Source organism: Streptomyces sp. NPDC107765, from assembly GCF_055657085.1.
In genome coordinates this window covers 291742-318736 of record NZ_JBVKBL010000005.1, presented here as the reverse complement: position 1 = coordinate 318736, position 26995 = coordinate 291742, and the positions used below count along the sequence as shown (strand labels likewise).

General features: G+C 71.8%; 22 protein-coding genes. 10 read left to right on the top strand and 12 right to left on the bottom strand.

The window, feature by feature from the left end; all coding sequences use genetic code 11:
* Positions 1 to 14: 14 nt before the first annotated feature.
* Positions 15 to 2807, bottom strand: a complete 2793-nt coding sequence (locus ACZ7MX_RS15405) for a D-alanyl-D-alanine carboxypeptidase (protein WP_472132222.1) — start codon at positions 2805 to 2807, stop codon at positions 15 to 17.
* Between the two features lie 240 nt (positions 2808 to 3047).
* Here ACZ7MX_RS15405 and ACZ7MX_RS15400 point away from each other — a divergent pair, with 240 nt between their 5' ends.
* The 3 genes from ACZ7MX_RS15400 to ACZ7MX_RS15390 all read left to right on the top strand — a co-directional run bounded on the left by ACZ7MX_RS15400 (position 3048) and on the right by ACZ7MX_RS15390 (position 5435).
* Positions 3048 to 3809, top strand: coding sequence for a GOLPH3/VPS74 family protein (locus ACZ7MX_RS15400; RefSeq protein ID WP_472132220.1), 762 nt, complete (start codon positions 3048 to 3050; stop codon positions 3807 to 3809).
* 281 nt (positions 3810 to 4090) lie between these two features.
* On the top strand, positions 4091 to 4957 hold the full coding sequence (locus ACZ7MX_RS15395) for a helix-turn-helix domain-containing protein (RefSeq protein WP_030415567.1): 867 nt from the start codon (positions 4091 to 4093) through the stop codon (positions 4955 to 4957).
* 268 nt (positions 4958 to 5225) lie between these two features.
* On the top strand, positions 5226 to 5435 hold the full coding sequence (locus ACZ7MX_RS15390) for a DUF397 domain-containing protein (protein ID WP_030415568.1): 210 nt from the start codon (positions 5226 to 5228) through the stop codon (positions 5433 to 5435).
* Between the two features lie 138 nt (positions 5436 to 5573).
* Here the strand turns inward: ACZ7MX_RS15390 and ACZ7MX_RS15385 are convergent, their stop codons facing one another.
* Complete coding sequence (locus ACZ7MX_RS15385; protein ID WP_472132218.1) at positions 5574 to 6515, bottom strand: hypothetical protein; 942 nt, start codon at positions 6513 to 6515, stop codon at positions 5574 to 5576.
* A 155-nt stretch (positions 6516 to 6670) separates the two neighbouring features.
* Here ACZ7MX_RS15385 and ACZ7MX_RS15380 point away from each other — a divergent pair, with 155 nt between their 5' ends.
* From ACZ7MX_RS15380 to ACZ7MX_RS15370, 3 genes are all read left to right on the top strand, one after another.
* On the top strand, positions 6671 to 7918 hold the full coding sequence (locus ACZ7MX_RS15380; protein ID WP_472132216.1) for an aminotransferase-like domain-containing protein: 1248 nt from the start codon (positions 6671 to 6673) through the stop codon (positions 7916 to 7918).
* 83 nt (positions 7919 to 8001) lie between these two features.
* Positions 8002 to 8220, top strand: a complete 219-nt coding sequence (locus tag ACZ7MX_RS15375) for a hypothetical protein (protein ID WP_472132214.1) — start codon at positions 8002 to 8004, stop codon at positions 8218 to 8220.
* Positions 8221 to 8349: 129 nt separating this feature from the next.
* A complete protein-coding gene (locus tag ACZ7MX_RS15370) occupies positions 8350 to 9135 on the top strand; it encodes an SDR family oxidoreductase (RefSeq protein ID WP_472132212.1) in 786 nt (261 codons plus the stop codon).
* Positions 9136 to 9318: 183 nt separating this feature from the next.
* Here the strand turns inward: ACZ7MX_RS15370 and ACZ7MX_RS15365 are convergent, their stop codons facing one another.
* Positions 9319 to 10440, bottom strand: coding sequence for an ADP-ribosylglycohydrolase family protein (locus ACZ7MX_RS15365; protein ID WP_472132210.1), 1122 nt, complete (start codon positions 10438 to 10440; stop codon positions 9319 to 9321).
* A gap of 177 nt (positions 10441 to 10617) precedes the next feature.
* Here ACZ7MX_RS15365 and ACZ7MX_RS15360 point away from each other — a divergent pair, with 177 nt between their 5' ends.
* Both ACZ7MX_RS15360 and ACZ7MX_RS15355 read left to right on the top strand, forming a co-directional pair.
* Complete coding sequence (locus tag ACZ7MX_RS15360) at positions 10618 to 11577, top strand: D-2-hydroxyacid dehydrogenase family protein (RefSeq protein WP_472132208.1); 960 nt, start codon at positions 10618 to 10620, stop codon at positions 11575 to 11577.
* 66 nt (positions 11578 to 11643) lie between these two features.
* Positions 11644 to 11898: a hypothetical protein gene (locus ACZ7MX_RS15355; protein ID WP_030415575.1), complete on the top strand. Its 255-nt coding sequence runs from the start codon at positions 11644 to 11646 to the stop codon at positions 11896 to 11898.
* A 30-nt stretch (positions 11899 to 11928) separates the two neighbouring features.
* Here the strand turns inward: ACZ7MX_RS15355 and ACZ7MX_RS15350 are convergent, their stop codons facing one another.
* The 3 genes from ACZ7MX_RS15350 to ACZ7MX_RS15340 form a co-directional block, all read right to left on the bottom strand.
* On the bottom strand, positions 11929 to 14589 hold the full coding sequence (locus ACZ7MX_RS15350; protein WP_472132206.1) for a bifunctional FO biosynthesis protein CofGH: 2661 nt from the start codon (positions 14587 to 14589) through the stop codon (positions 11929 to 11931).
* Between the two features lie 103 nt (positions 14590 to 14692).
* Positions 14693 to 15094, bottom strand: coding sequence for a VOC family protein (locus ACZ7MX_RS15345; protein WP_472132204.1), 402 nt, complete (start codon positions 15092 to 15094; stop codon positions 14693 to 14695).
* A gap of 332 nt (positions 15095 to 15426) precedes the next feature.
* Complete coding sequence (locus tag ACZ7MX_RS15340; RefSeq protein WP_472132537.1) at positions 15427 to 16251, bottom strand: TIGR03619 family F420-dependent LLM class oxidoreductase; 825 nt, start codon at positions 16249 to 16251, stop codon at positions 15427 to 15429.
* Between the two features lie 153 nt (positions 16252 to 16404).
* Between ACZ7MX_RS15340 and ACZ7MX_RS15335 the strand changes: the two genes are divergently transcribed.
* On the top strand, positions 16405 to 17973 hold the full coding sequence (locus ACZ7MX_RS15335; RefSeq protein ID WP_472132202.1) for a CehA/McbA family metallohydrolase: 1569 nt from the start codon (positions 16405 to 16407) through the stop codon (positions 17971 to 17973).
* An 81-nt stretch (positions 17974 to 18054) separates the two neighbouring features.
* Here the strand turns inward: ACZ7MX_RS15335 and ACZ7MX_RS15330 are convergent, their stop codons facing one another.
* The 5 genes from ACZ7MX_RS15330 to ACZ7MX_RS15310 all read right to left on the bottom strand — a co-directional run bounded on the left by ACZ7MX_RS15330 (position 18055) and on the right by ACZ7MX_RS15310 (position 24593).
* On the bottom strand, positions 18055 to 19521 hold the full coding sequence (locus ACZ7MX_RS15330; protein WP_472132200.1) for an aldehyde dehydrogenase family protein: 1467 nt from the start codon (positions 19519 to 19521) through the stop codon (positions 18055 to 18057).
* Positions 19522 to 19625: 104 nt separating this feature from the next.
* Positions 19626 to 21365, bottom strand: a complete 1740-nt coding sequence (locus ACZ7MX_RS15325; protein WP_472132198.1) for an N-acyl-D-amino-acid deacylase family protein — start codon at positions 21363 to 21365, stop codon at positions 19626 to 19628.
* 110 nt (positions 21366 to 21475) lie between these two features.
* Positions 21476 to 22600 carry an LLM class flavin-dependent oxidoreductase gene (locus ACZ7MX_RS15320; RefSeq protein WP_472132196.1) on the bottom strand — a complete coding sequence of 375 codons (1125 nt, stop codon included), beginning with the start codon at positions 22598 to 22600 and terminating at the stop codon, positions 21476 to 21478.
* 128 nt (positions 22601 to 22728) lie between these two features.
* Positions 22729 to 23514, bottom strand: a complete 786-nt coding sequence (locus ACZ7MX_RS15315; RefSeq protein WP_472132194.1) for an SDR family NAD(P)-dependent oxidoreductase — start codon at positions 23512 to 23514, stop codon at positions 22729 to 22731.
* A 113-nt stretch (positions 23515 to 23627) separates the two neighbouring features.
* Positions 23628 to 24593 carry a TIGR03619 family F420-dependent LLM class oxidoreductase gene (locus tag ACZ7MX_RS15310; protein WP_472132192.1) on the bottom strand — a complete coding sequence of 322 codons (966 nt, stop codon included), beginning with the start codon at positions 24591 to 24593 and terminating at the stop codon, positions 23628 to 23630.
* A gap of 183 nt (positions 24594 to 24776) precedes the next feature.
* Here ACZ7MX_RS15310 and ACZ7MX_RS15305 point away from each other — a divergent pair, with 183 nt between their 5' ends.
* Positions 24777 to 25550, top strand: a complete 774-nt coding sequence (locus ACZ7MX_RS15305; RefSeq protein WP_472132190.1) for a hypothetical protein — start codon at positions 24777 to 24779, stop codon at positions 25548 to 25550.
* A gap of 92 nt (positions 25551 to 25642) precedes the next feature.
* Here the strand turns inward: ACZ7MX_RS15305 and ACZ7MX_RS15300 are convergent, their stop codons facing one another.
* Positions 25643 to 26869, bottom strand: coding sequence for an amidohydrolase family protein (locus ACZ7MX_RS15300; protein ID WP_472132188.1), 1227 nt, complete (start codon positions 26867 to 26869; stop codon positions 25643 to 25645).
* Positions 26870 to 26995: the final 126 nt, after the last annotated feature.

Below are 26995 nucleotides of genomic sequence, written 5' to 3'. Positions count from 1 at the left end.
GGCCCCCGGCTCGCTCAGGTGATGCGGACCAGCTTCGCTCCGAAGGACGGCTCGACGAGGTCCTTCTGCAGGGCGACCGGCACCTTCTGCATGCTCTGGCCGTTGCCGACGGTCAGCACACCGACCTCGGTACCGGCCTTCGCGGTGTGCGGGACGGTCTTGCCCCCGTCACCGACACTCAACTCCAGCTTCTGGCCCGGGACGCCCACCGCCCTCAGGTCCTTGGTGGCGACGACCGGCGTGCGTCCGTTCAGGCCGTCGTCGACATAGCCCACGACCTGGCCCTTCTTCACCGCCGTGGCCGAGGTCAGCGCATCGCGTACGGCCTGGATGACCTTCTGGCTGTTCTCCTTGACCAGGGTGAGGCTGTTGGCGCCGTCGGGGTCCAGGCCCTTGAAGTGCTGGGCCATCATCGTGCCCAGAATCAGCCGGTCCTTGCCATCGACGGTCTTGTAGGCCGCCCAGGAGAGCGTGCCGCCGGCCGCCGTGCTGGAGCCGGTCTTGATGCCCTTGATGCTCAGGCCGGCCAGCAGCAAGTTGTCGATGTTGCTGTTGATCCGCCCCGACACGCCCGGGATGTCGGCGTTGGTCATGGCGACGATCGGCCGGAAGGCGTCGTACTTCATGACGGCCTCGGCCAGCTTGAGCTGGTCGACGGCGGTGCTGACGGTCTTGGGGTCCAGGCCGCTGGGGTCGGTGTAGGTGGTGTTCTTCATGCCCAGTTCCTTGGCGGCGTCGTTCATCTTCGTGACGAACGCCGCCTCGTCGGCGGACTTGGCGTCCCAACGGGCCAGCAGCCGGGCGATGTTGTTGCCGGACGGGATCATCAGCATCTTGAGCATGTCCTGCTCGCTGAACTTCTGCCCCGGCTTGAGTCCCTCGATCCGGGACTCGTGCCTGGAGCCGCCCTCGGTCACCGCCTTGGCGTCGACCTCGATCTGCGGGCCCTTCTCGTCCTTCTTGAGCGGGTGGTCCCGGAGGATGACATAGGCCGTCATGATCTTGGCCACGCTCGCGGTCGGCGTCGGCTTCTGCGGGCCGAACGTCCCCAGGTCCCCGGAGCCCACCACCTTGACGGCTGCCTGCCCCTCCGCGGGCCACGGGATGGTGAGCTTGCCGCCCTCGAAGGTGAACGAGGACTTGGCGTCGCCGACGGTGAGCGTCGGGTTGGGCAGCGGGCGGACGCCCTGGACGATCACGAAGATGATCGCCAGCAGTACCACCAGCGGGGTCCAGATCTTGAACCGGCGGACGACCGTGCGCAGCGGGGTCTCGGGCGGCGGCGGGGTGTTGGTGAGCTTCGCCAGGAGGTCGAGCGGCGGCAGCGGCTGCTGCTTGGTCCGCTCGGACTCGGGCAGCGCGTCGGGACGGGCCGGTGCCGTGGCACCCGTCGGAGCGGCGGGCGGCAGGGCACCGGGCGAACCGGCGGGCTTGGACGGGGCAGCGGGCGCGGCGGACGCGGCGGCCGGCTGGGCTCCGGAGGCCTTCTCCTTCGTCCCGGCCTTGTCCGCGGGCTTGCCCGTCGCCTTCTCCCCCGCCTTGTCGGCGGGCTTGCCGGGCGCCCCGAGGGGGGTCCGGGGCGCCGTCTTGCCGAGGGACTTGCCGGCCGTACCGTCGTCCGCCGACTTCAGCGCCACGAACTGGCTGGTCCGCTCCGCGTCACTCTCGGCAGCGGGCGCCTTGTCGTCCTTCTTGGCGCCCTTCCCGTCCTCTCCCTTGCCGGAGTCCTTCTTGGAGCTCTTCTCGGAGTCCTTGCCGGCGCTCTTCGTCGAGTCCTTGCCGGAGCTCGTCGCCGAGTCCTTCTCGGAGCCCTTCTCAGAACCCTTCTCGGGATCCTTCTTGGAGTCGGAGTCCTTGGCGGCGGCCTTGATGGGGGCCTCGGTGGCGGACTTGGTGGGGGCCTTGGCAGGCGGGTTGATCTTGAGAGCGGTGGTCGCCTGGTCGACCGGGGCGGACGCGTCGGTGGAGGCGCTCTTCCCCTTGACCTTCGCAACAGCGAACACCCGGGTCGCGTCATCCACTGCCGACCCGTCGGCCCCGTCCTCCTCGTCGGCCGCCTCTACGGGCTTGCCCTTCTGCGGCCCGACGGTCTTGAACACGGCGGTCGGCTGATCAACAACCTCAGCCTTGGCCTCAGCCTTGGACGACGACCGGGACTTGGTCTTGGCCTTGACCTTGGCCTCGGGCTGGGACTCGGGCTTCGCCTCGGACTTGACCTCGGCCTCGTCCACCGCACCACCCTTGGGCGCAGGCTTGTCGCCGCCCTCGGACTGGTCGCCCTCGGACTCGTCCACACCGGGCTCAGCCTCAGCCTCAGCCGCGGCATCACCCTCCGGCTTTGCGGAAGCGTCGCCCGTAGCGTCGTCCGTCTCCGCGCGCACCTCGTCGTCCTTCGCGCCCCCGCCATGGGTCTCGGCGCGGCCCTCGGCGCCGACTTCGGCACCGCCCTCGTCCCCGCCCTCGGCGTCCTCGTCGTCCTTCCCGGCGACCCAGGCGGCCACAGCCGTCCGCAGACGCGCGTCACCGGCGTCGGAGTCCTCCTCGTCGCCGGCGGCCTTCTGCGCCCCGTCGGACGTCTCCGGCGCCTCGGCATCCCCGTTCAGCCCGGACGCCTCGCCCGCCTCGCCCGCCTCTGACGCCTCGGACGGCTCGGACGGATTCGAGTCCTCGCCCTCGCCCGTCGCCCCTTCCTCCGCCGGCTCGGCCGGCTCCCTTCGGAGGACGGACAGGCGCGGATCACGTTCGCTCCGCGCCGTCTCCCCCGACGACTGCTTCTTGTCCGACTTGTCGGGGGACTCGCCCGCCACCGATGTCTCCTTCATATGTCGCACTGCCGCATTGGCCCAGTGTTTCCAAGTGTCCTGTGTTCCCGTGGCAACACCTCGCCGCCACGCGAATCGGTGCGCGCCGCACCCCATGGATAGATGTCGCCAACGTGCAAGACGAGAACGACATACCTACCGGTTCCCTACCGAACCCCCCACGCACTCTCGACAGATGAATGTGAGAGGGGTCACCCTGTCATTCATCCACGCGGGGAGGCATGGATGGGCAGGAGCCGCAGAACAATTCCGGAGGAGCTTCTGCTGCTCGCTTTGGACCCGGCGACGGGCACCACAGCGCAGCCGCAGTCGCTCGACCTCGGCCTGGCCGGGGCCCAGCTAGTAGAGCTGGCTCTGGCAGGACGGATAGCCCCAGACGGGGATCGTATCGCCGTGGTGATGGCACGGCCGACAGGAGATCCGACTCTGGACTCCGCGCTCGAACTGTTGCGCCGACGCGGCAGTCCGGTGCGCGCGGTCCACTGGATCGGCGGACCCCGGCTGGGGCTTCGCCAGACGTACCTCACGCATCTCGAACGGTGCGGCATGGTGCATGCCGTGGCGGGTCAGATGTGCGGGGTGCTGCCGACGACGCGCTACCAAGCGACGGAGACGGCCATCAGCCGGGAAATCAGGGCCCGGCTGGACAACGCGATCCGCACCGGCGTACCCCCGGACCCGCGGACCGCGGCGCTCGCCGCGCTGGCCCATGCGGTCGGACTCGGCAAGCACCTCTACCCGGGGAACGAGGGGCGTTCATCGCGCTCCCGCCTCCGGGATCTGATCCGGCACGACCCGATGGGCGGGCTGGTGGCCCACGCCGTCATGGACGTGCAGAACGGCGCCGCGGCGCAACCACGGCGGTCGCAGGTCGCCGCCGGCGGTGCCGTACACCAACCGGCGGCCCGGGCCACGGCGAACGCGTCCGGCACGCCGGGCCAGTCGCGGCACGGCCACGGCAGGATGGCCCGCGTGGGCGCCCGCTGACGCCCTGAAGGCCCGTACGACCGGGCGCCCTGCGAGGACGCCCACCGTTCCACCAGTGCCGCACCAGCACCACCAGCGCACCACCGCCCCACGATCCCGTTCGGGAGCCGCAGCAAGGAAGCGCGGGGTGGCGGGCCGGCCGTTACGGACAACGGCCGGCCCGCCACCCCGCGCACACGCTCGCTCGCCTTGTGTGCGCATTTCACTGCGCGGCGTCACTCCGGAGTGGCAGTCTGCTGACCAGGAAATGACAGCAGTACGGAGCCGGAGGTGCACATCCCGTGGCGTCCCACGTCAATCCCACCGTCAGGCGACGCCGGCTGGGCCAGGAGCTGCGCAGGCTCCGCGAGCTCAAGGGCATGACGGCGGAAGAGGTGGCCGAGCGGCTGCTGGTCTCGCAATCGAAGATCAGCAGACTCGAGAACGGCCGCCGCAGCATCAGCCAGCGTGATGTCCGCGATCTCTGCGGGGTCTATGAGGTCGAGGACCACCGGATAGTCGATTCGCTGATGCAGATGGCGAAGGACTCCCGCCAGCAGGGCTGGTGGCACGCCTTCGGCGACATCCCGTACAGCGTCTACATCGGTCTGGAGACCGAGGCCGCCTCGTTGCGGATCTACGAGTCGCTGCTCGTGCCCGGGCTGCTGCAGACGCCCGGCTACGCCGAGGCGGTCATTCCCGGCACGGTCCCCGAGCTGGCGCCGGACCATTTGGAGAAGCGCATCCAGGTGCGGATGCGCCGCCAGGAGCGGGTCAACGAGCCCGAGCGGCCGCTGCGGCTGTGGGTCGTACTGGACGAGAGCGCGCTGCGGCGGGTGGTCGGCAGCCACCTGATCATGCGCGAACAGCTCGACCATCTCGTCGAGGTGAGCCATCTCCCGCATGTGACCGTGCAGGTGCTCCCTTATGACGCCGGTGCGCACGCCGGAATGTCGGGGACGTTCTCCATCCTGGAATTCGACGATGCCGCGGATTCCAGCGTGGTGTACATCGAGGGCGTCACCAGTGACCTCTATCTGGAGAAAACCAATGATGTGCACAAATACACGATCATGTACGAGCATTTGCGGGCCCAGGCCCTGAGTGCGGAAGCGAGCCGGGAGTTCATCGCGGAAGCGGCGAAATCCCATGCGGATGCGATGGGGTGACCTGAGGTGAGGTGCCCGGAGGTGAGGTGACCCGAAGTGAGGTGAGACCGGAACGGTCGACCGGGAGGGCGGACCGGGCACGGCGGAAAGGGTGCGGAATGCGAGCTTCCGGATAGCGGGTTCGCACGGTACACCTGCCCCTACCGCCACGAAAAGAGATCAAGGAATATGCCATTCGGACGGGTGAACGGCCCCTGCGGTTGGTGATGTTGGCGCGTAGCGTCATGACTACCGAATCCGCGGTAACTCAGAGTAAGTTGGAGTGATCATGGCCGTGCAGCCGAATTCCGCATTCTCCTGGACCAAGTCCTCGTACTCCGGTGGTAACGGCGCCTGTGTGGAAATCGCCGTACCGACCACCGCAGCCATCGCGGTGCGCGACTCCAAGGACCCCGAGGGGCCGCGCCTCACGTTCGACAACGCCTCCTGGAGCCGCTTCCTGTCGGACGTCGCCGATGGCGGGTTCGACGTCGCGTGACCTGAGCCGACACGCTCCACAGTCCGCATCCGCGGATACGAGCCCTCTCGACTGGATCGCCGTCCCGGCCGAGGGGGCTCGGCCTTGCCCGCCCTCCGCGCATTCCCTGCCGTCCCCGTCACCGCGCGTCAGCATGCGTCAGCGCAATTCGGCCACGTACCGGTCCGTCCCGGGCACGGTCGGCACGAACGGCGCCACCAGTTCCACCCGCCCGAGCCCCGCGTCCGCCACCTCCTCCCCGAGGCCCGCGAAGTGCGCCGCCCAGTCGTCGCGGGGATCGCGCTCCAGGAACCACAGCAGCGTCAGCCGGGTGTCGACGCCTTCGACCTGCCGTACGTACGACATCCGGTCACCGGGCAGCGGGGTCGGCCGGAAGACCGTGACCATCGCCGCGGGTGAGCCGGCCAGCCGCCGCGGCAGCTGCCGGTCCCGCAGCCACTCCAGCAGCCCGGCCCGCTCCTCCGGCCCGGCCGCGTCGACCACTTCCAGCACCAGCCCCGCATAGGGGTGGTCCAGCGCATGGAAGTCCCGGGGGCCCGCCGCACCGTCCCGGTAGACCGTCGCCAGGTGGTCCTGGAAGGCCGTGAAGACGTGCGTACGGTCCTGGTGGACCCGGCCGTCCCGGTTGAGCCGCCGGTTGATCGCCACCGTCCACCGCATGTGCTCGTCGTAGCGGCCTTCGGTGAGCCAGTACGTGGAGAGGTAGCAGCCGGCCGTGACCGGACGGGCGACGGCGGACTCCTTCGGATAGCGCAGGAGTTGCAGGTCGCGGGTGGCGACCCAGCGGCGTCCCGCGAACATCCAGGGCATCGCCATGGCGCCGGCGATGTAGTGGTCGTCCTCGTACCAGCGGTTGTAGGCGTACTCATGGCCGGGGTGCGGTTCGACCATGGTGATCAGCGCGTGCCCGGGGCGGACGCCGTAGGGGCCGACGGAGGCCAGTTCGGCGTAGGAGGTGAGGTGGTTGGTCGTGAGGTGGCCGGTCGTGAGGTGGTGGGTCGTGAGGTGGTGGGTCGTGAGGTGGTCGGCGGGGGTGTCCTCCGGCGTGGTCCGGCTCGTGCTCTCGCGGTCTGCGGTCATGGGGAACAGGTGTAGCTGACGTAGCGTCAGAACGGGAGGGGTCCGTCATGCTCACCATGTGGGCATCCCTGCACATCCGTTCCCCTCCCGCTTAAGCTGCCTGGCACTTACAGCTAACGCGGGTTAACCCGCGGCCCGGAGTGATGGGAGTCGCCATGCCGGATGCGATCCTCGCCGATGCCCGTACGACCCTCCGTACGCCCGCCCGTACGCCGCTCCCCGAGCTCGCCGCGCGGGCGGCGCGCACCGGCGGCTCGCCCGTACGCGACATCCTGGCGCTCACCGCCCGGCCCGAGGTCATCTCGTTCGCCGGCGGGCTGCCCGCTCCGGAGCTGTTCGACGCGGCGGGGATGGCCGCCGCCTTCCAGCACGTGCTCGCCGAGGACCCGCGGCGCACCCTGCAGTACTCCACCAGCGAGGGCGACCCGGCGTTGCGCGCGGCCGTCGCGGCGCGCACCACCGCCCGCGGGCTGCCCACCGATCCCGACGAGCTGCTGGTGACCACCGGCTCCCAGCAGGGACTGTCGCTGCTGGCCAGCGTCCTGCTGGAGCCGGGCGACACGGTGCTGGTCGAGGACCCCTGCTATCTGGCGGCGCTGCAGATCTTCTCGCTGGCGGGCGCCCGGGTGGTGCCGGTGCCCACCGACGACGAGGGGATCGACCCGGCCGCACTGGACGAACTCGCCGCCCGGGAGCGGCCGAAGCTGCTCTACGTCATCCCCACATTCCAGAACCCGACCGGCCGTACGCTCTCCGCCGAGCGACGGGCCGCGGTCGCCGGGATCGCCGCCCGGCGCGGACTGTGGATCGCCGAGGACGACCCGTACGGCGAGCTCCGCTTCGAGGGCGGGGCCGTGCCGTGGGTGGCGTCGTTCCCGGGGGCCGAGGACCGTACGGTGCTGCTGGGTTCGTTCTCGAAGGTGATGGCGCCCGGCCTGCGGCTGGGCACGCTGCGGCTGCCGGCCCCGCTGCGGCGCCCGTGCGTCATCGCCAAGCAGGCCGCCGACCTGCACACCTCGACCGTCGATCAGGCGGCCGCGGCACGGTACTTGGCGACCACGGACCTGGACGCCCATCTGGCGCGGGTGCGCGATGCGTACCGCGAGCGCCGGGACGCGCTGGTCGACGGGCTCGCCGCGGCGCTCCCCGAGGGCTCGCGGTGGAACCGGCCGTCGGGCGGCATGTTCGTGTGGGCCACCCTGCCGGCCGGTTACGACGCGACCGCGCTGCTGCCCGAGGTCGTGCGGCATGACGTCGCGTACGTTCCCGGGGCGCCGTTCTTCGCCGGGACACCGGACGCGGCCTCGGTCCGCCTGTCGTTCGTCACGCACACGCCGGGTGAGATCCGCGAGGGCCTGGGGCGGTTGCGCGGAGCGCTGGAGGAGGCGCGCGGGGAGGGGTGAGGGCGGGGCGCCGGGAGAGCCGCGGCTTGGGGGCGGCCGCCATGGGGAAGAACAGAGGTGGGAACACCTTTCCGGGAGGACGGATGACCCGAGGCAGCCACGGCACCCAAGGCCCCCACGACGCGGACGACCCGACGGGCGGCGCGCCGGCCCCCGATTCCTCCGACGACTACCCGACCGAGCCGCCGCCTTCCCTCGCCCGTCGCCTGTGGGCCCGGCTGTGCGGTGCCCGGGTGCGGGTGGTCGCCGTGCTGCGCCGGCTGCGGTCCGTCGCCCGCCTGCGCCGGGGCCACGCGCACTGACGGGCAGCGGCCCGCCCGCACGAGAAATCCGTGGGGGGATGCAGGGGCTGGCTGTTCCTTTCGGGACCACACCGCCCTAATCTGACTCACCGTCATAATGCGTGGTGGGCTCGGGGTCCGGAGGCGGAGATGCTGCTGCGGAACAAGACCGTCGTCGTCTCGGGCGTGGGGGCCGGCCTGGGCCATCAGGTCGCGGCGGCCTGCGTACGGGACGGCGCGTCGGTGGTGCTGGGCGCGCGCACGGAGGCGAACCTCGCCAAGTCGGCGGCGCAGATCGACCCTTCGGGGACGCGTACGGCCTGGCGGGTGACCGACATCGGCGACGAGGCGCAGTGCACGGCGCTGGCCGCGCTGGCGGTGGAGCGGTTCGGCGGGATCGACGCGGTGATCCATGTCGCCGCGCTGGACTCGCTGTTCGGCGGACTGCGGGACGCCGACTTCGACTCCTGGCGCGCGGTCGTGGACGTCAACCTCTTCGGCACACTGCGGATGACCCGGGCCTGCCTGCCGTCGCTGACCGCGCGCGGCGGGGGTGCGGTGGTGTTCATCGGCACCCAGTCGTCGGTCGCGGCGCCCTCGCAGGTGCAGCAGGCGGCGTACGCGGCGTCGAAGGGCGGGCTGGTCTCCGCGATGTATTCACTCGCCCGCGAGCTGGGCCCGGACCGGATACGGGTCAACACCGTGCAGCCGGGCTGGATGTGGGGCCCGCCGGTCGAGGCGTACGTACGGTTCCAGGCGCAGGCCGAGGGCGTACCGGAGTCCGAGGTGCTCGGGCGGCTCACCGAGCGGATGGCGCTGCCGGAGCTGGCCACGGATGCCGAGGTGGCCGAGACCGCGGTCTTCCTGGCGTCCGACCGGGCGCGCGCCATCACGGGCCAGTCACTGCTGGTCAACGCGGGCGAGCTGATGCGGTAGGGGACGCATTCCGACCCTGTACGGCCCTGTGCGGCCCTTTACGGCCGTACGGGAATACCCGCCGGTCCTGGTCGGTTGTGGCCCCGAGGGGGCGTTCGCGTCCCCTAGGGAAAGTGTTCGACCTACCCGTAGGGGATCCGGAGCCCCCAGCCTCTTCGCCCCTTTGGCCGTTCGCCCTACCCGCTACGCCCGCGGGTACCGTGCCAGCCATCCCGGGGACGAGCCGGCGGGCCCGTGCAGGGCGGGGCCCTGGGTCATTTCCATGGCGAAGTCGTCGGCGAGTTGCAGGATCGTGGCCCGGCCCTCCAGTTCGACCAGCCAGACCGGCGGCAGCGCCGTTTCGCCGTGCAGGGTGCCGAGGAGGTTGCCGCAGATGGAGCCGGTGGAATCGCTGTCGCCGCTGTGGTTGACGGCGAGCAGCAGGCCGTGCCGGACGTCCTCGGCGACCAGTGCGCAGTACACGCCGATGGACAGCGCCTCCTCGGCCGTCCAGCCCTCGCCCAGCGACTCCACCCGGGCCGGCGTCGGCATGCCCTGCCGTACGGCGCCCAGCGCGCGCTTGAGGGCGTCGGTGGTCTCCTCGTGGCCGGGGCGGGTGGCCAGGTGGGCCAGCGCCTTCTGCACCGCGCCGTCGAGGTCCTCGCCGCGGGCCAGCGAGTGGCTGATGACGGCGAACGCGCCGGCCGCCAGATAGCCGGTGGGGTGTCCGTGCGTCTGCGCCGCGCACTCCACGGCGAGCTGGAAGACCAGCTGCGGCTCCCAGCCGACCAACAGCCCGAACGGCGCCGAGCGCATCACCGCGCCGCACCCCTTGGAGTCCGGGTTCTTCGGTGCCTCCACGGTGCCCATCACCTCGTCGCCGAGGCCGCTCAGGCAGGCCCGGCCGGGCGCGCGGCGGGAGTACAGCCACTCCTCGCGGGCCAGCCAGCCGTCGTCCGTCTTGCGCTCGTCGGGGCCCCAGTCGTGCTGGGTGGCGGCCCAGCGGAGGTAGGCGCGGTGGACGTCGGTGGGCGGGTGCCAGGCGCCGGTGTCGCGGCGCACCTGGGCCCGGATCAGTCCGTCGACGGTGAACAGGGTCATCTGGGTGTCGTCGGTGACCGCGCCGCGCCGCCCGAAGGCGGGTACGAAGTCCGTCACGCCCTCCTGGCCGTGCGCCGCGCGGATCGCATCGAGCGAGTCGAATTCGATGCCGGCACCGAGCGCATCGCCGATGGCGCCACCGAGCAGGCAGCCGCGTACCCGGCTGCGGAAGTCCTGCTGTTCCGCGCGCCCCCAGATGGCGGCGCCGCCTCCCGCTGCGCTCACTGTGCCTCCCGAAGCTCACCATGTCGCGGGCCATCGCGGAGGCCCCTGGCGCAGCACTGTAATCGACCGGGATTGATCGATTTCCAGCCAGGTGAGTATGCGCATAGTCGCTGGCTAGGCGGCTTTTGGGCGCTACGGTCCGGATGAAAGCCGAACTGCGCCTCCGGGAGATCCGCCATGACACTGCGCTGCGCCGTACTCGACGACTACCAGGACGTCGCCCGCTCCGTGGCCGACTGGTCACCGCTGGACGGTGCCGTCGAGGTCCGTACGCTGCGCGAGCCGTTCCGCTCCGAGGACGAAGTGGTCGCGGCGATCGGCGACTGCGAGATCGTCGTGGCGATGCGCGAGCGCACCCCGTTCCCCGCTCCGCTGCTCGCCCGGCTGCCCCGGCTCCGGCTGCTGATCACCTCCGGGATGCGGAACGCCGCCATCGATCTGGCGGCCGCCGCCGGGCACGGGATCACCGTGTGCGGCACCGCCAGCAACACCGAGCCGCCCGTCGAACTGACCTGGGCGCTGATCCTGGGCCTCGCCCGCAACGTCGTCACCGAGAACACCGCGATACGCGCCGGCGGCCCCTGGCAGTCCACCCTCGGTGCCGATCTGCACGGCCGCACGCTCGGGCTGCTGGGCCTGGGCAAGATCGGCAGCCGGGTCGCCCGGATCGGGCTGGCCTTCGGCATGGACGTGGTGGCGTGGAGCCGGAACCTGACCGCCGAGCGCGCCGCGGAGGTGGGCGTACGCGCCGCCGCCGGCAAGGAAGAGCTCCTGGAGGCGGCCGATTTCGTCTCCGTCCATCTGGTGCTCGGCGACCGCACCCGGGGGCTGCTCGGCGCGGACGAGCTCCGCCGGATGCGGCCCACGAGCTACCTCGTCAACACCTCGCGCGCCGCGATCGTCGACCAGGAGGCGCTGCTGCGGGCGCTGCGCGAGAACTGGATCGCCGGGGCCGGCCTGGACGTCTTCGACCAGGAGCCGCTGCCGGCCGGGCATCCCTTGCGCACCCTCCCGAACGTGCTGGCGCTCCCGCACCTCGGCTATGTCACCCGCCGCAACTACGAGGGCTACTTCCAGCAGGCCGTCGAGGACATCACCGCCTTCCTGGCGGGCAGTCCGGTGCGTCAACTCACCTGATGCGCGACAGCGCCGGGGCTCATCCGTTCGATGATGGCGGCGCCGCACGGTGGGCATGCTCTCCCCATGTCCGAGTACGAGTGGGATCGCACCACCATGGCCGTTGTCGCCTCGGCCCTCTCCGGGGACAGCGACGGCGCGGTGGAACTCCTCCGGCCGCTCCCCCAGAGCGACGTCTGCCACATCGCCGTACGGCTCGCCGCGATGGCCGCCGACGCCCTGATCGTCGCCGCCCAGGACAGCGGGGGTGACCGCGAGGAGGCGCTGTCCCAGTGGCAGCAGTGCATCCTCCAGCACGAGTCGGAGTACGACGGGGACTGAGCCGGGGCACGGGCCGCTACGGCCGGCGGCTCAGTCCACCACCGGCAGCAGCTCCGGCAGGTGGCCGTCCGAGGCGAGGGCGGCCGCCCGGCGCTCCTCGGGGACCGGGCCGTAGGTCGTGGTGCGGGGGCGGGCGGGGCGGCCGGCCAGGTCGGCGATAGCGATCAGGTCCTGGATGGAGCGGTAGGACCCGTAACTGGAGCCCGCCATACGGGAGATGGTCTCCTCCATCAAGGTGCCGCCGAGGTCGTTGGCGCCGGAGCGGAGCATTTCGGCCGCCCCTTCCGTGCCCAGTTTGACCCAGCTGGTCTGGATGTTGGTGATGTGGGGGTGCAACAGGATCCGAGCCATGGCGGTCACGGCGCGGTTGTCGCGGGTCGTCGGGCCGGGGCGGGCGATCCCGGCGAGGTAGACGGGCGCGTTGGTGTGGATGAACGGGAGCGTGACGAACTCCGTGAAGCCGCCGGTCTCCTGCTGGATCCCGGCCAGCAGCCGGAGGTGGCCGAGCCAGTGGCGCGGCTGGTCGACATGGCCGTACATCATCGTCGAGGACGTGCGGATGCCCAGCTCATGGGCGGTCTTGATGACCTCGACCCAGGTGGCGGTGGGCAGTTTGCCCTTGGTGAGGATCCAGCGGACCTCGTCGTCGAGGATCTCGGCGGCGGTGCCGGGGAGGCTGTCGAGGCCGGCCGCCTTGGCCTCGCCGAGCCATTCACGGATCGACAGTCCGGTGCGGGTCGCGCCGTTGACCACCTCCATGGGCGAGAAGGCGTGTACGTGCATGCCGGGGACGCGTTCCTTGACGGCGCGGGCGATGTCGAAGTACGCCGTGCCGGGCAGGTCGGGGTGGATGCCGCCCTGCATGCACACCTCGACGGCGCCCACGTCCCAGGCCTGCTGGGCGCGGTCGGCGACCTGGGAGAGGGAGAGGGTGTAGGCGTCGGCGTCGGTGCGGCGCTGGGCGAAGGCGCAGAAACGGCAGCCGGTGTAGCAGACGTTGGTGAAGTTGATGTTCCTGGTGACGATGTAGGTGACGTCGTCGCCGACCGTGGCGCGGCGCAGGTCGTCGGCGATGTTGCAGAGGGCGTCGAGGGCCGGTCCGTCGGCGTGCAGCAGGGCCAGCGCCTCGGGGTCGGTGAGCCGGGTGGGGTCGTCCGCGGCCCGGGAGAGCGCCTGCCGTACGTCCGCGTCGATCCGCTCGGGCGCCATACCGGGCGCGGCGGCCTCGCGCAGCGCCTCCCAGTCGCCGTAGACCTCGTCGAAGTCGTCCCGGCGGTCGGCGCTGCGGCCCTCGGTGTCGATGGTGTGGTGCAGGTCCGTGCGGCCCGAGGAGCTCATCGTGAAGCCCTCGTCGGGCTCCTGCCAGGGCCGGCCGACGACGGGTGCGTCCTCGACGGCCAGGCCGGTCTCGGGGTCGGCGAGGGCGGTGACGTGCGGCAGCAGGCGGGGGTCGAGCCAGGGTTCGCCGCGCCGGATGAATTCGGGGTAGATGGGGAGGCGTTCGCGCAGGCGGAAGCCGGCGGCGGCGCAGTGCTCGGTCAGCTCCTCGATCTGCGGCCAGGGCCGCTCGGGGTTGACGTGGTCCAGGGTCAGCGGGGAGACCCCGCCCCAGTCGTCGATACCGGCGCCGATCAGCAGCGCGTAGGCGCCGTCGACGAGGTTGGGCGGTGCCTGGATGCGGGTCGAGGGGCCCATGATGTGCCGGGCCACCGCGATCGTCGCGGCCAGCTCCTCCAGTTCGGCGTCCGGCATGCCGCGCATCGCCGTGTCCGGCTTGGCGCGGAAGTTCTGCATGATCAGTTCCTGGATGCCGTGGTAGGCACGCTGGATGCGGCGCAGCGCGAACAGGGACTCGGCGCGCTCCTCGTAGGTCTCGCCGATGCCGATCAGCAGGCCGCTGGTGAAGGGGACGTTGGAACGGCCGGCGTCCTCCAGGACGCGCAGCCGGACGGCCGGTTCCTTGTCCGGTGAGCCGTGGTGCGGACCGCCGGGCTCGCTCCACAGGCGCTCGGCGGTGGTCTCCAGCATCATCCCGAGGGACGGGGCGACGGGCTTGAGCCGCTGGAAGTCCGTCCAGGACAGCACACCGGGGTTGAGGTGCGGCAGGAGGCCGGTCTCCTCCAGGACGCGGATGGCCATGGCGCGGACGTACGAGAGCGTGTCGTCGTAGCCGTGCGCCTCCAGCCACTCGCGGGCCTCGGGCCAGCGGTCCTCGGGCTTGTCGCCGAGGGTGAACAGGGCCTCTTTGCAGCCGAGTTCGGCGCCGCGGCGGGCGATGTCCAGCACCTCGTCGGGCGACATGAACATCCCGTGGCCCGCCCGGCGCAGCTTGCCGGGGACGGTGACGAAGGTGCAGTAGTGGCAGGTGTCCCGGCACAGCCGCGTCAGGGGGATGAAGACGCCCTTGGAGTACGTGATGACGCCGGGGCGGCCGGCGGCCTCCAGGCCGGCGTCGCGCACCCGGGCCGCGGAGGCGCACAGGTCCGTCAGGTCGGCGCCGCGGGCCTGCAGCAGCACCGTGGCCTCGTCGACGTCCAGCGCCACGCCGTCACGGGCCCGCTTGAGCGCCCTGCGCATGGCGTTCGCCGTCGGGCGGCTCTCCGGGGCGGGCCGGGCGCCCGTGCCGCGGTCGGCCGCCGGCCCGGACGCCTCGTCGGATACCTGGTCAGGTCCCTGCGCGCTGGAAGTCATCCTCCGAGCATACGAGCGCCGACTGACAGCGCCGCCGCGGGAGAACGACGGCCCGGTGTGCCGCTGATCACTGGCCCGGGTGCGGGGCCGCCGGACCGGGCTCCTACAGGTGGGACAGCAGCTCGTCGGAGTACGTGCGGGTCAGGAACTCCATGTTGTGGCCGTCGGGGTCGTCGACATACAGGCCGCGGCCGCCGTCCCGGGTGTTGATCTCCTGCGCCCTGCTGTGCTGCGGGTCGGCCCAGTACGGCAGGTTGCGGTCCGTTATCCGCCCCAGGATCTTGTCGAACTCGTCCTCCGTCACCAGGAACGCGTAGTGCGTGGGCACGAACTCCTTGCCGCCGGCCGCGTGCTCGGCGTAGTCGAGCGTCACTCCGTTGTCCAGCTTGAGGGCGGCGAAGGGGCCGAACGCCTTGGGTTCCGGCGCGTCGAGAAGGCCGGCGAGGAAACGGGCCGAGGCGAAGCGGTCGGTGCTGTGCACGATGGTGTGGTCGAGGCTGGGCATGAGATCTCCTTGATCTGCCGAGGCTCTTCATGGGTCCCGGTCCGGGCGCCCCGTTGTGTGGGTCCAGATCCGTGGATCCCGCTTGGTGGTCCGGATTCGTGGGTCTCGACTCCGGAAGTCCGTTCACCTTCGACGCTACGTCCGCGAGGGCCGGTCGCGGATCGGTCTGCGGTCCCAGCCGTTCGGGCGGCCCGTAGGCCGATGGACCTAGGGCAGGGCGGCGCCGTACGGAGGCCCGTCCCGTGCTCGACGGGCATCCGCCCTCGGTCACGTCGTGTATCGCCGCAGGTGCGGTGTGCAGTCGCGCATCCACCCGCCCGTTCCGGCCTCGCTCACAAGTACTGCGCGAAGTCGTCCAACGTGCGCAGGACCTCGCTCTCCTCTGCCGGCGGCAGTTGCAGCACCACCTCCGTAAGGCCCAGGTCGCGGTAGTGGGCCAGCTTCCCCGGGGTCGGCCGGACCGCGTACGGGACCACCACGGGATCGCCGGCGCGTCCGGCCTCCGTCCAGGCCCGCCGCAGGACGGGCAGGGTCTCCGTCAGCCCCCGCCCGCCGATCGGCAGCCAGCCGTCCGCCGAGGCCGCGATCTCCCCGAAGAGCTGGGGGCCGGCCGCGCCGCCGAGGAGGGTGCGCGGTGCGCCGTGGGCCGGCTTGGGGTGGGCCAGGGAGGCCCGTACGGACCCGAACGGGCCCTCGTACGCGGTGGGTTCGTCGGCCCACAGGGCGCGCATCAGGGCCATCCGGTCGCGGGTCAGCGCACGCCGGGTGGACCACTCCACCCCGTGGTCGGCGGCTTCCTCGACGTTCCAGCCGTAGCCGACGCCGAGGGTGAAGCGGCTGCCGGAGAGGAAGTCCAGGGTCGCGATCTGCTTGGCGAGGTCCACCGGGTCGTGCTGGGCGACGAGGGTGACGCCGGTGCCGAGGGCGAGCCGTTCGGTGACCGCGGCGGCCTGGGCGAGGGCGACGAACGGGTTCAGGGTGCGGCCGTATTCGCGGGGCAGCGGCTCGCCCATGGGGGCGGGGGTGTCGCGGCTGGCCGGGATGTGGGTGTGTTCGGGGAGGTAGAGACCGGCGAAGCCGCGCTGTTCGAGCTCGCGGGCCAGCCGGACCGGCCGGATCGTCTCGTCGGTCAGGAAGATCGTGGTCGCGATCCGCATGGTGGGGACCTCCGTCAGGCGGGTGGATGACGGCATGTTGCCGCACCGTCCGACGGTTATCCACAGGCCTTTCCCTGCGCGTCACGGCCGCGTACAACAGTTTTCACGGGAGGCAACACGGGAGCAGGACGGACCACGGAAGGGGGGAGCGGGATGGAACGACGTGAGGTTCTGCGGCTTTCGGCGCTCGCGGGCGCCACGGGTGCGCTCACGCTCGGCCGGGTGAGCTTCGCCGACGCGACGCCGGCGGCCGGAGCACCGGGCGGCGGGACGGGAGGCGGGCAGGGAAGCGGGCCGGGCGACGGGACGGACGGCGGGACGGACGAGCAGACCCGGCGGGTGACCGGCCATCTGCCCATGGGCGCACCGGACTTCGTCCACCTGCCGGTCGAAGTGCCGGGTGGTGTACGGGAGATCGCCGTCTCCTACAGCTACGACAGACCCACCGTCCCCGAGGGCACGGTCGGCAACGCCTGCGACATCGGCATCTTCGACGAGCGGGGCACCGACCTCGGCGGGGCCGGCTTCCGCGGCTGGTCCGGCGGGGCGCGCTCGGAGTTCTTCCTCCGCGCCGACGACGCCACCCCCGGCTACCTCCCCGGCCCCGTCAACGAGGGCCTCTGGCACATCGCCCTCGGCCCGTACACCGTCGCACCGCAGGGGCTCTCCTACGACGTCACGATCACCCTGCGGTACGGCCCCCAGGGGCGGACGCCCCGGCCCGCCTACCCACCGGAGCGCGCCCGGGGCCGCGGCCGCGCCTGGTACCGCGGTGACAGCCATCTGCATTCGGTCCACTCCGACGGCAGGCGCACGCCCGCCGAGATCGCGGCGCTGGCCCGCGCCGCCGGGCTGGACTTCCTCACCACCACCGAGCACAACACCACCTCGGCGCACCGCGCCTGGGAGGGGCTGTGGGGTGACGACCTGCTGATCCTGACCGGCGAGGAGATCACCACCCGCAACGGCCATGTGGTCGCGATGGGCACCGACCCGGGGGTCTTCATCGACTGGCGCTACCGCGCCCGGGACAACGCCTTCGGCAAGTACGCGCGCGCCATCCGGCGGGCCGGCGGCCTGGTCATCCCGGCGCATCCGCACGCCACCTGCATCGGCTGCAACTGGAAGTTCGGGCTCGACGAAGCCGATGCGGTGGAGGTCTGGAACGGCCCGTACGGCCCCGACGACGAGGTCACCCTCGCCGAGTGGGACAACACCCTGGTCGCGCACGCCCGCGGCCGCGGGGACTGGCTGCCGGCCGTCGGGCACAGCGATGCCCACCGCGACCCGGACGTCGTCGGCCTGCCGCAGACGGTGGTGCTGGCCGACGACCTCTCCCGCCGCGCCCTTCAGGACGGCATACGGGCGGGCCGGGTGTGGATCGCCGAGTCCTCGAAGATCGACCTGTCGTTCTCGGTCACCGGCGAACGCGGCGAACACGCCGGTATCGGCGAGCGGTTGGCGCTGCCCGGAGCGTCCGGGGTCACCGCGCGGCTCACGGTCTCCGGCGCCCCGGGCTGCACGGTCTCCTTCGTCACCGACCAGGGCCGCCTGCATACGGCCGCCCTGCCGGCGTCCGGCGCGGACACCGTGACCTGGCGGACCACGCCCGATCACGCCGCCTACATACGCGCCGAGGTCCGGCACCCCGCCACCACACCCGGCCTCCCGGGCCCGATGGCGGCCCTGACCAACCCGGTGTTCCTGGACCGCAAGGACTGAGGGACGGGCCTGGCCGAGGGGTCGCCCCCTGAGCCTCTCTCTTCCCTTCCCCCTTCCCCTTCCCCTCCCCTCAACCGGCCCTCACCCCGGCCAGACGATCGCCTGCAGCTCGCTGTACGCATGGAGCGCGTACGACCCGACGTCGCGACCCACGCCGCTCCGCTTGAAGCCGCCGAACGGCGCCTCCATGTTGCGGCCGACGGTGTTGATCCCCACGCCCCCCGCCCGCAGCCGACGGGCCACGCGGAAGGCGCGGGCCGCATCGGCCGACCAGACGTAGTCGATCAGGCCGTAGTCGCTGTCGTTGGCGAGCGCGACGGCCTCGTCCTCGTCCCCGTCGAAGGGGACGACCGCGACCACCGGCCCGAAGATCTCCTCCCGGACTACGCGCATGTCGCGGGTGCAGTCGGCGAGCAGTGCCGGCGCGACGTAGAACCCCTTGTCGAGATGCGCGGGCCGCTCCCCGCCCGCGACGACCGTGGCGCCCTCCTTGCGACCGAGCTCCACGTACGACTCGACGCGGTCCCGGTGCGCGCCGGAGATCACGGGCCCGACGACGGTCCCCCGCGCCCGCGGATCTCCGACCTTCAGGAACCCGAGGTACGCGGTGAGCTTGGCGACGAACGCGTCGTACACGGAGCGGTGCACGAGAGCCCGCGTCGGCGCGGTGCAGATCTGGCCGCTGTAGAAGGCGTACGTCGTCCCGATCCCGGTGACGGCGGAGTCCAGATCGGCATCGCCGAAGACGATCGCGGCGCCCTTGCCGCCCAGCTCCATCAGCTGCCGCTTCATTCCGCGCCCGCACACCTCGGCGATGCGCTGCCCGACGGCCGTGGAGCCGGTGAAGCTGACCATGTCGACGTCGGGCGAGTCGACGGCGGCCTCGCCCACGGCGACCGCGGTGCCGCTGACGACGTTCACCACGCCCGGCGGAATCCCGGCCTCCGCCAGCGCCTCGGCCATCCGGTACACCGACAGCGGATCCTGCGGGGCGGGCTTCACCAGGACGGTGTTGCCCATCGCGAGGGCCGGGGCGACCTTGCCGGCCGGGTTGGCCCACGGGTTGTTGTACGAGGTGATGCAGGTGACCACCCCGACCGGCTGCCGGACCGCCAGCGCGCCCAGCACGCCGCCCCGGCCCATCGGGCCCGCCTCGTTGATCTGCGGGGGCAGCGGCGTCTCGACCGGCTCCAGCGCACCCTTGGCGTACCGCCGGAAGCGGGCCACCGCCACCGCCACCTGCATCCCGCGCGCCGTCGCGGTCGTGGCGCCGCTCTCCGCCTGGGCGAGCTCGGCGTACCGGCCGGCGTTGCGGTGCATGAGGTCCGCGGCCCGGGAGAGGACAGCCGCGCGCTCCTCCGGGCTGGTCCGTGACCACGACGGGAAGGCTTCCCGGGCCGCCGCGGCCGCCGCACGGACCTGGTCACGGCTCGCCTCGGGCGCGAGCCCCACGGTCTCCTCGGTCGCCGGGTCGATCACCTCGTAGTGGCCGCCGTCGGGCGCGACCCACTCACCACCGATGAAGAGCCGCTGGTCGGCGGCCCTCACCGGGACCTCACCGCCCTCTTCGCCGCACTCACGGCCGCCGCCCTCACCGGGACCCCACCGCCCTCTTCACCGCCCACGTCCCCGCGCCCATGGTCCGGTCCCCCTCACCGCGTGCTCACCGTCCTGGTGTCCCGCCCCGACCGCAGCACCGTGCCGGGCGTCGCGCCCGTGACCCGGTCCGCGCGGATCGCCTCGACGCCGTTGACCCACACCGCCGTGACCCCGAGCGCCTTCGAGTCCAGCCGCGGGCTGTCCCCCGGCAGGTCGTGCACCAGCGTGGCCTTCCCCGCGTCGATCCGCTCCGGGTCGAAGAGGACCAGGTCCGCGTGCCAGCCCTCCTGGATCTGGCCGCGCTCGCGCAGTCCGAAGAGCCGCGCGGGGTCGTCGGTCAGCATCTTCACCGCCTGCTCCAGGCCCACCAGCTTCCGGCCGCGCAGGCAGTCGCCGAGGAACCGGGTGGTGTACGGCGCCCCGCACATCCGGTCCAGGTGCGCCCCGGCGTCCGAGCCGCCCAGCAGGACGTCCTCGTGCTGCCAGGTCTCGGCGCGCAGCGCCCAGGAGTCCGGGTCGTTGTCGGTGGGCATGGGCCACAGGACCGTGCGCAGCCGGTCGTTGGCGCAGATCTCCACCAGGCAGGCGAACGGCTCCTGGCCGCGCTCGGCGGCGATGTCACGTACGACCCGGCCGGTCAGGCCCTCGTTCGCCGCGGAGTAGGTGTCACCGATGACGTACCGGCCGAAGTCGGTGAGCCGGCGGAAGACGCCGGCCTCCTCGCTGCCCGCGCGCCGCAGCATCTCGGCGCGGACGGCGGGGTCACGGAGCCGGGCGATCCGCTCGTCGACCGGCAGCCCGAGCACCTCGCCCCAGCCGGGGATCAGGTTCAGGGCGCAGAAGGTGCCGAGCGACATGTTCATGGGCGTGAGGATCGGCATGGTCAGCGCCACGATCCGGCCGCCGGCCTTACGGGCCCGCTCGCTCGCCGTCAGCTGCCGCGGCACCCGGTCCGGCACGACCGCGTCGATGGTCAGCACGTTCCAGTTCAGCGGGCGTCCGGCCGCCGCGCTCATCTCCACGAACAGGTCGATCTCGGCATCGCTGAACCGGTCGAGGCAGCCGGCCACGATCGCCTCGATCTGGGTGCCCTCGTGCTCGGCGACCGCGCGGGACAGTGCGAGCAGTTCGTCCGGCCCGGCGTGCCGGGAGGCGACCGGGCGGCCGTCACCGTCGGAGTGGGTGGACGACTGGGTGGTGGAGAACCCCCAGGCGCCCGCGTCCATCGCCTCGTGGAACAGGGCGAGCATCTCGGCCAGTTGCCGGCCGGTCGGCTGCCCGCCCACCGCGTCCGGGCCCATCACGTACCGGCGCAGCGCGCAATGTCCCACCATGAAACCGGCGTTGACGGCGATCCGTCCCTCCAGGGCGTCGAGGTACTCCCCGAACGAGTGCCATGTCCACGGTGCGCCCTCCTCCAGCGCCACCAGGGACATGCCCTCCACCTTGGACATCATCCGCCGGGTGTAGTCGGCGTCCTCGGGGCGGTCGGGGTTCAGGGGCGCGAGGGTGAATCCGCAGTTGCCGCCCGCCACGGTCGTCACGCCGTGGTTGAGCGAGGGCGTCGCGTACGGGTCCCAGAACAGCTGGGCGTCGTAGTGGGTGTGCGGATCGACGAAGCCGGGGGCGAGGATCAGCCCGGTCGCGTCCTCCGCGGAGGACGACTCCTCGCGCACGTCGCCCGGCCGGGCGACGACGGCGATCCGGCCGCCCCGGATGCCGACGTCGGCGCGGTAGGCGGGCGCGCCCGTACCGTCCACGACGGTCGCGCCCTTGATCAGGTGGTCGAGCATGGCGGCAATTGCCTCCCCTCAGTGGCCGGCTCGCTGCCGGCTCGCTTGCCGGGCGCGGTGCCGGTCCCGTGGCGCCACGGTGGCCGGCACGGGCCGGTCGCGTCAGCGGCTCAGTTGCCGGCCGCCTGGCGGAACCGGGTCGTCCGGTGCACCGGGTCCGTGTCGATCTTCGGGATGACGTGCTCCCCGATCAGCTTGATCGTGTTCATGGTGTCCTCGTACGGGATGCCGATCGGCAGGCCGAAGCTCAGCTGGTCCGCGCCGGCCTGCTCCCAGCGCTTGCACTGCCGGAGCACCTCGTCCGGGTCGCCGCAGATCATCAGCTCCTCGGCGATCAGCAGCTCGATGATCTCGGCGGTGTAGTCCGGCAGCAGTTCGGGCCACTCGGGGATGCCCTCCGGCCGCGGGAAGGTGTCGTGGTACCGGAACACCAGCGACTGCAGGTAGTTGAGCCCGCCGTTGACGGCGATCTCCACCGCCTTCTCGTGCGTCTCGGCGCAGATCGCCGTCGACGTCACCATCACGTTGTCGTTGACGAAGTCGCCGACCGGTTCGGCGTCCCGGACGGCCGTCTTGTACTGCTCCAGCACCCATTCCATGTCGGCGACCTTCTGGACGCTGAAGCCGAGCACGCCCAGCCCCTTCCGGGCCGCCATCGCGTACGAGGACGGCGACCCGGCCGCGTACCACATCGCCGGGTGCGAGGCCCCGTACGGCTTGGGGAAGACCTTCCGCGGCGGCAGCTGCCAGTGCTTGCCCTGGAACCCGGGGTACTCCTCCTGGAGCCACATCTTCGGGAACTCGGCGATGGTCTCTTCCCAGATCTCCTTGGTGTGGTTCATGTCCGTGATGCCCGGCAGGAAGCCGAGGATCTCGTGCGACCCGGCGCCCCGCCCGCTGCCGAACTCGAAGCGCCCCTCGGAGAGGTGGTCCAGCATCGCGACCTTCTCGGCGACCTTCACCGGGTGGTTGACCTGCGCCAACGGGTTGAAGATCCCGGACCCGAGGTGGATCCGCCCGGTCGCGTGGGCGAGGTAGCCGAGGAAGACGTCATTGGCGGAGAGGTGGGAGTACTCCTCCAGGAAGTGGTGCTCCGACGCCCAGGCGTACTTGAACCCGGAGGCGTCCGCCTGGATGACGTACTCGGTCTCCTCCATCAGCGCCTTGTGCTCCGCGAGCGGGTCGGTCCTGGCCCGCTTGCCCACGTATCCCTGTACGAAGAGGCCGAATTCCACAGTGGATCACCGTCCCTGGTATCCGTAGCCCGACATCATCTGACACTCCGTCAGCTACTCGATTGCGCCGACTGTGGCACCGCCACCCGGCACCGTCAAGAGCACCGGACGGCATACCTGACACTGCGTCAGAAGACGTTCACCCCGGCCAGCCACCCCCCGTCCACCACGAACGGCTGGCCCGTGATGTACGCCGAGTCCTCCTCGGACGTCAGGAACAGCGCGAGCCGCGCGACCTCCTCCGGCCGCCCCACCCGCCCCAGCGGCACCAGCTTGCGGTACAGCTCGTCCAGCGCCGCCGAGGACCCGTCGGCGTCGGCGGCCAGGTCGAGCCGGGCCGGATTGCTCATGGCGGTGTCGATCGCGCCCGGACAGACGGCGTTCACCCGGATCTTCTTCGCCGCGAGCTCCAGGGCCGCGACCCGGGTCAGCCCCACGATCGCGTGCTTGGTCGCGGTGTACGCCCCGACGTACGCCATCCCCGTCACGCCCGTGTAGGACGCCGTGTTCACGATCGTGCCGCCGCCGGCCGCCGCTATCTCCGGCGCGGCCGTCTTGATCCCGAGGAACGCCCCGACCTGGTTGACCTGCACGATCTGCTGGAACTCGGCCAGCGGGGTGGCGGTCAGCTCGTTGAACCGCAAGATCCCGGCATTGTTGACCAGCCCGTCGACCTTCCCGTACGCCCGCTCGGCGGCCGCCACCGCGGCCACCCACTGCTCCTCCTGGCTCACGTCCAGATGGACATAGCGGGCGGCGTCGCCGATCTCCTTGGCGACCGCCTCGCCCTGCTCGTCGAGGACGTCGGCCAGCACGACCCCCGCCCCCTCCGCCGCGAACAGCCGCGCCTCCTGCTCACCCTGCCCACGCGCCGCCCCGGTGATGAGGACGACCCGCCCGTCGAGCTTGCCCATGCCGGTACTCCCTACTGGATGAAGGTGCGGACTCCTCCCGCCGCCGAAGATGCGGGCCACCCGGGCCGTTCCGCGCTTGCGATGCGGAGCCACATCGGTGGGCGATCCGGATGTCACACACAGAGCTGCGGGGCGACCTCCGCCGCGAACGCCGCCATCTGCTCCACGAGTTCGGCACGGCTCCGACTGCGGAACCGCACCTGGATCTGCTGCACGCCCATCTCCGCGTACGCCCGCAACGACTCGGCGACGGCCTCCGGCTTGCCCCGGACGGTGTGCCGCCCGACGTCCCAGCCCGGCTCCCCCACGTACACCGGCTCGGCGATCGCCCCGACCACCACCGGTTCCGTGACCCCCGCCGCCTCCCGCGCCGCCCGGAGCCGCGCGATCTGCCGGGGCAGCTGCTCCCGCCGGTCCCCCTGCGGCAGCCAGCCGTCCCCGCGCACCGCGGCCCGGCGTACGGCGGCGGGCGAGGAGCCGCCCACCCAGATCGGCGGCCGGGGCGCCTGTACGGGCCGCGGCGCCTGCCCCAGCCCCTCGAACGCGAACCGCTCCCCCGCGAACGCGGGGAACTCCTCCGGCCCGAGCGCCACCTTCAGCGCGTCGATCGTCTCGTCGAGCACCGCGCCCCGCCGCGCGAAATCCACCCCCAGCGCCTCGAACTCCTCCGCCACGTGCCCGGCGCCCACGCCCAGGACCAGCCGCCCGCCCGACAGCCGGTCGAGCGTCGCGTACTGCTTCGCCGTGAGCAGCGGATGCCGGAAGGCGACCACCGCCACATGACTCAGCAGCCGCACCCGCTCGGTCACCGCGGCCAGATGCGCCAGCGTGGCCACCGGGTCGTACCAGACGGTCCCCATCGCCTCCGCCAGCCGCCGCGGAATCGCCAGATGCTCACAGCAGGCGACATACGCGAACCCGCACCGGTCCGCGGCCCGCGCGATCTCCACCAGGTCCCGCGGCCCCGCCCCGGCCTCCCACCCCTCCGCGAAAACCCTGCTCTGCGCCTGCACCGGCAACTGCATCCCGTACGCCAGCCGCCCGTCACCCCCAGGCCGCCACACGCCTCCACCGCCCATTGCTGCCTCCGCCCGGACGCACCACTTGGCTGACACTCCGTCAGCTACGCCTCGCGCGGACATCGTCGTGCCTGGCGCGTCAGCAGACAAGGCCGCTGCGTCGCCGAACCGCTCCCCGTCCGGTAAGGTCGCTCTCTTCGCCCGGCGGGAGCCGGTGTGCGGAGTCAGGAAAGCCGGTTCACGGTGACAGTCAGCGCAGGCGGTTCCCGCATCCCGCTTCGGCTCGACGTCGCGCTGGAGGGCGTGGCCGTCGCCTTCCGCGGGATGACGGCCCATCCCGACGAATCCAACTGTGACTGCCACTGGGGCAGCGCCGAGGAGCTGGCGCAGCTGAAGGTGCCGGACGTGGTGCTGGAGCCCGATCTGCTGCGGCGCACGTGGCAGGCGGTCGACTGGTCCTTCCCCGACCAGGTGCTGCGGCGGATCCTGCCGCAGCTCACCGGGGAGATCGTTGCCGGGCGGATCGAGGCGCTTTCCGGCATGGAGGAGCTCGGCCGGGCGTTCGCCCGCGGGCGGTGGCAGGCGTGGCCGGACGGGCAGGCCGCGGCGGTACGGGAGTTCCTGCGCGCCTGGTGGGCGCACACGCTCACGGACCCCAGCGCCGCCGTCCCCGCCCACGAGGTCCTCGCCTGCTGTGCCGAGGCCTCCGGCACGCTCGCCCCGTGGCTGGCGGCGTGGGCGGAGCAGAGCGGTGCCGTGGCCGACCGGCAGCTGGTCGAGGCGGTGGACCGGTGGGAGTACGACCTGCTCCGGGACGAGCTGCCCTGGGACGCCTGGGACTCCCAGGAGGACAGGGACGAGCGGTGTGCCGAACTCACCGGCTGGCTGGTCCGGCACGCACCGGCCCGGCTGCGGTCCCAGGGCGCCCCGGAGGAGCTGCTGCACCACGTGCGGCTGCTCGGCCTCACGGGCGAGGACCGCTGGGACGACCCGCACTGGCCCTGGAAGACGTACTGACCCGCGTACCGGCTCACGTACCGGCCCGCGTGCCGACGCACGTAGCGCCCCACGTACCGGCCGGCCGTAGGGGCGGGCGCGCGGCCCTCCGCTCAGCCCGCCCAGAGGCCCTCCGGCGTCAGGCCGAGCAGGTCGATCGCGTTGCCGCGGACGATGCGTGCCACGACGTCCGGCGGCAGATGGCCCATCTGCGTCTCGCCGACCTCGCGCGACTTGGGCCAGGTGGAGTCGGAGTGCGGGTAGTCCGTCTCGTACAGGACGTTGCCGACGCCGATCGCGTCCAGGTTGCGCAGGCCGAAGGCGTCGTCGAAGAAGCAGCCGTGGACGTGCTCGGCGAAGAGTTCGGAGGGCGGGCGGAGGACCTTGTCGGCGACGCCGCCCCAGGCGCGGTTCTCCTCCCAGACCACGTCGGCGCGCTCCAGGATGTACGGGATCCAGCCGATCTGCCCCTCGGCGTACATGATCTTCAGCCGGGGGAAGCGGTCGAACTTGCCGCTCATCAGCCAGTCGGTCATCGAGAAGCAGCAGTTGGCGAAGGTGATCGTCGAGCCGACGGCGGGCGGCGCGTCGGCCGAGGTGGACGGCATCTTCGACGACGAGCCGATGTGCATGGCGATGACGGTGCCGGTCTCGTCGCAGGCCCGCAGGAACGGGTCCCAGTGGTCGGTGTGGATGCTGGGCAGCCCCAGGTGGGGCGGGATCTCGCTGAAGCAGACCGCCCGTACGCCGCGGGCCGCGTTGCGCCGTACTTCCGCGGCGGCCAGTTCCGCGTCCCAGAGGGGGACGAGGGTGAGCGGGATCAGCCGGCCCTGCGCCTCGGGGCCGCACCATTCCTCCACCATCCAGTCGTTGTACGCGCGCACCCCCAGCAGCCCGAGCTCGCGGTCCTTGGCCTCGGTGAAGGTCTGGCCACAGAAACGGGGGAAGGTGGGGAAACACAAGGCGGACTGCACGTGGTTGACGTCCATGTCGGCGAGCCGCTCGGGGACGCTGTAGGAGCCGGGGCGCATCTGCTCGTACGTGATGCCTTCGAGCCTGATCTCGTCGCGGGCGTAGCCGACGGCGGTGTCGAGGCGGGTCAGCGGCCGGTGCAGGTCTTCGTAGACCCACCAGTCGGCCATCGGCCCGTCGTCACCCGGGGCGCCCATCTTCGGGGCGAACTTCCCGCCCACGAAGGTCATTTCCGCGAGCGGTGCCCGGACGATGCGGGGGCCGGTGTCCTGGTACTTCGACGGGAGCCGGTCCCGCCAGACGGTGGGGGGCTCCACCGTGTGGTCGTCCACCGAGATGATCCTGGGGAAGGTCTCCATAGCGGCCACGGTAGCGCTTATCTGACGTACCGTCAGCTACTGCGGACGGCCTCCCGGTGCGGCCCGGACGCCACGCGCGCCGGGCCAACTCCCCCCAGGGGCGCACGGAAGGTCACCCTCCGCGCCCCTGCCGTG

Bases quoted from the DNA above. Each gene is read 5' to 3' on its own strand.
- ACZ7MX_RS15400 (WP_472132220.1), top strand. From the start codon at position 3,048: ATGGGCAGGAGCCGCAGAACAATTCCGGAGGAGCTTCTGCTGCTCGCT.
- ACZ7MX_RS15390 (WP_030415568.1), top strand. From the start codon at position 5,226: ATGGCCGTGCAGCCGAATTCCGCATTCTCCTGGACCAAGTCCTCGTAC.
- ACZ7MX_RS15385 (WP_472132218.1), bottom strand. From the start codon at position 6,515: ATGACCGCAGACCGCGAGAGCACGAGCCGGACCACGCCGGAGGACACC.
- ACZ7MX_RS15380 (WP_472132216.1), top strand. From the start codon at position 6,671: ATGCCGGATGCGATCCTCGCCGATGCCCGTACGACCCTCCGTACGCCC.
- ACZ7MX_RS15375 (WP_472132214.1), top strand. From the start codon at position 8,002: ATGACCCGAGGCAGCCACGGCACCCAAGGCCCCCACGACGCGGACGAC.
- ACZ7MX_RS15370 (WP_472132212.1), top strand. From the start codon at position 8,350: ATGCTGCTGCGGAACAAGACCGTCGTCGTCTCGGGCGTGGGGGCCGGC.
- ACZ7MX_RS15360 (WP_472132208.1), top strand. From the start codon at position 10,618: ATGACACTGCGCTGCGCCGTACTCGACGACTACCAGGACGTCGCCCGC.
- ACZ7MX_RS15355 (WP_030415575.1), top strand. From the start codon at position 11,644: ATGTCCGAGTACGAGTGGGATCGCACCACCATGGCCGTTGTCGCCTCG.
- ACZ7MX_RS15350 (WP_472132206.1), bottom strand. From the start codon at position 14,589: ATGACTTCCAGCGCGCAGGGACCTGACCAGGTATCCGACGAGGCGTCC.
- ACZ7MX_RS15345 (WP_472132204.1), bottom strand. From the start codon at position 15,094: ATGCCCAGCCTCGACCACACCATCGTGCACAGCACCGACCGCTTCGCC.
- ACZ7MX_RS15340 (WP_472132537.1), bottom strand. From the start codon at position 16,251: ATGCGGATCGCGACCACGATCTTCCTGACCGACGAGACGATCCGGCCG.
- ACZ7MX_RS15335 (WP_472132202.1), top strand. From the start codon at position 16,405: ATGGAACGACGTGAGGTTCTGCGGCTTTCGGCGCTCGCGGGCGCCACG.
- ACZ7MX_RS15325 (WP_472132198.1), bottom strand. From the start codon at position 21,365: ATGCTCGACCACCTGATCAAGGGCGCGACCGTCGTGGACGGTACGGGC.
- ACZ7MX_RS15315 (WP_472132194.1), bottom strand. From the start codon at position 23,514: ATGGGCAAGCTCGACGGGCGGGTCGTCCTCATCACCGGGGCGGCGCGT.
- ACZ7MX_RS15310 (WP_472132192.1), bottom strand. From the start codon at position 24,593: ATGGGCGGTGGAGGCGTGTGGCGGCCTGGGGGTGACGGGCGGCTGGCG.